The organism is Methanobrevibacter sp. (assembly GCF_045577275.1).
Lineage (GTDB): Archaea > Methanobacteriota > Methanobacteria > Methanobacteriales > Methanobacteriaceae > Methanobrevibacter.
In genome coordinates this window covers 1-2971 of sequence record NZ_JAZNIB010000145.1, presented here as the reverse complement: position 1 = coordinate 2971, position 2971 = coordinate 1, and the positions used below count along the sequence as shown (strand labels likewise).

2 protein-coding genes are annotated in these 2971 nt (G+C 35.1%); both read right to left on the bottom strand.

The features are described from left to right. Positions 1-18: 18 nt before the first annotated feature. Entirely contained in the window at positions 19-1440 is a 1422-nt protein-coding gene (locus ACKI67_RS04415; RefSeq protein ID WP_407462184.1) for a CpaF family protein, read from the bottom strand. 94 nt (positions 1441-1534) lie between these two features. Continuing rightward, the gene (locus ACKI67_RS04410; RefSeq protein ID WP_407462183.1) at positions 1535-2785 is read right to left on the bottom strand and encodes a tripartite tricarboxylate transporter permease; all 1251 of its coding nucleotides are present in this window, start codon (positions 2783-2785) and stop codon (positions 1535-1537) included. Between the last annotated feature and the right edge of the window lie 186 nt (positions 2786-2971).

Below are 2971 nucleotides of genomic sequence, written 5' to 3'. Positions count from 1 at the left end.
AAAGAAATATCAATTTAATCAAACACCAATCTTATTTAATACGTAGTCAGAATTGAGATAATAATTTTCAAGAAATTTAGATATATCTTTTTGGGAAGATATGTTATTTTTAACCAAATAGTTCAAAACATCCCTTCGTTTTTCCCATTCCTCATTTAAATTAGAGATATGAATCCCCTTTAGATTAGCTATCTCTTCCAAAGTCTTGCTCATGATAGTCAGATTTCTGAATTCGTCTTTTTCACTATCCCACTCGAACAGTTTGCTTAACTGAACAGTTCCCTCTTCCATGCCAACAACTTCAACGATTTCTGTAATTCTTCTGTAGGAAATTCCATCTGATCTGTATATTCTCTTTTCCATAATGATAAAATCGATAGAAGAAATCATGATTTTAGGAACATTCATTGGAGCATTGGTAAGTCTTGTAATGGTTTCCCTTGAATTGTTTGCATGCAATGTTCCAAAGCCTGAATGTCCAGTATTTAATGCTGTGAATAATGTAATTGCTTCCTTTCCTCTAACTTCTCCCACTATTATTCTGTCAGGCCTTTGCCTTAGGGAGTTCTTAACAAGGTCTTCGATTGTTATTTCGCCTTGATTTTCAATATTAACGGTTCTTGCCTCCATTCTGATTATGTGATTATGTGGAATCTGAAGCTCCAAGGTGTCTTCAATCGTTATGATTCGCTCCTTTGGATTGATGAATATTGATAATGCATTGAGAAGCGTTGTCTTTCCGGAACTGGTTCCTCCAGACACTATTATATTTGCTGGCTTAACTCCAAGCCCATCAACGCAGAGCCATAAAAATGATGCCATTTCAGTGTTTAATGTGTTGAATCTGATCAAGTCAACAATTGTCAAGGGATCCTTTTTGAACTTTCTTATTGTTATTGTAGGGCCATTGGCGGACAATGGAGGAATCGTTGCATTTACTCTAGACCCATTTTCCAGTCTTGCATCTAAAATGGGAGACTGCTGATCTATTCTCCTATTGGTTTCACGAGCTATCGAATCTATGATATTCGTTATCTTTTCTCCATCATCAAATATCAAATCCGTTTCCATCATTCCGTACTCCCTATGATAAACAAAAACCGGCTTGTCCACACCAATGACCATTATCTCTTCCAAATCATCATCTTCTATCAGGGAGCTGATTTCCCCATATCCTATCAATTCCTTCAGCATATTTCTAGCCAATTTTTCCTTATAATCATAATCAAACCTGTTCTGCAACCTATTTTCTAAAAAACGTATGATGTCCCTTAGTATCAAATCCTCATTAAATGAGGACATCTTCTCTGAAATAGCTAAATCTATTAGATTTTCTCTCAATTCCTCCAAAATAAGCTTTTCTTCATCTGAAAAGTTAAATTTCAATACTTTGTATTTTGGAATTAAGCCATTATCATTCGAAAAATAATTGTTATCCATCAAATCACCAAATCATGTTAAAAGACTGTTTAAAATTAGGGAGGAAAAGTTCAAAAAAGACAAAACCAGAACACGCCAAAATAAATTAAACACATTAAATGTACATTTGCATATAGATTATAATTGCAGGCAGAATCAAGACTCCCATCAAATGGGACTTGCTGACTCCTAAATAATGTGGAAGCAACCCCATTGCAGTGGTTGTAATCAAGGCAAGAGTGAGATATAATATTGGCCCTTCATAGATAATCGCAAAGGCATATAAAATCACTATCATTAGTATAATCACTCCAATTGAAAGCTTCCTATAATCTATTCCCTGCATGAGATTTGAAAATCCATCACCTAATTTCAAACAGATCATCAATGATATTGAAACTGCAATTAAAGAAGCAAAAGTGAATATCATCAAATGGGCTAAAGTGAATTCGGAAATCAGGTAAGACATATATACAGCAATTCCGCTCCTTGGATTACCAATCAAATAAATAGCTATTAGTGAGAAGAGAGTGTCTGAAGTATTCAATCCACTATTAGCCAAGAGAAAATTCTTGGTGTCATCACTGTCATCACTTGTTCCACATGCCCCTTGGGCTATGATGCTTCCTTGGGCAGGACCGAATCCCGGTAAAAATCCTAATATAGCCCCAGCAGTTCCTCCTGCAAATATGCTTTTCATCGCATCAATATCAATTTCCAAATCATAGAATCTGTTTTGATGGGGAATCGAGGAGCTATCATTCAAACTAAACAAAATTGTACTTATTCCAAATAAACCACTGAAGGTGCACATAAGAGAGATTCCGGAAGATATGGGGGTTTGAAGCATTATCCAACCTAATATGCCAGATAAAACAAAAAGGAGGAGTGACCATAGAAATGCAATATTGCCATTGCTCAACCTATGGATCATATATAAAGATACAAGAGTCAGAATTATCCAGGTATACGGTTTGGATATTCCCTGCAGAAACGGCAATGCAACCGCAAAAACAGGAAGCATTAGAATAACTACAAGAATGGCTCCAAAACCTCCAACGGAAACTATTCGAATAGCTTCCTTTGACCTTCCTTCCAACACCATCCTATGCCCAGGAAGAACAGATGTAGCTGTCCCCTCTTCAGGAACTCCAAGAAGCATTGAAGGAACAAATTCAATCAAGGCATGAGCTATTGACATGGAAACAAATATTATGCACAAGAATTCTGCAGATATGTAATTCATGAGGAATGCGGAGGATGCAAACATAATGGCACCTGCAGTGTTCACATGTATTCCAGGAACCATCCCAGTACAGGTTCCAATGCCTATGCCAATAAAACATGCCATGACCAAATCTAACATTTCACCACCAAATTATAAAATATTTCAATATGAACTAATTTTATTTGCTAATTTAAGCAGTTTCAATACAATAGATTATTTATAGGAACTTATATTTAAATTAAATGGTTTAGAGTGCTTTAAATCTTAAAACAATATTGTAAAATTAAAATTATAATTAAAAAATGATTTTAAAACAAAAAATTA

Coding starts and splice junctions, on each gene's coding strand:
- ACKI67_RS04415 (WP_407462184.1), bottom strand. CDS start 1,440: ATGGATAACAATTATTTTTCGAATGATAATGGCTTAATTCCAAAATAC.
- ACKI67_RS04410 (WP_407462183.1), bottom strand. CDS start 2,785: ATGTTAGATTTGGTCATGGCATGTTTTATTGGCATAGGCATTGGAACC.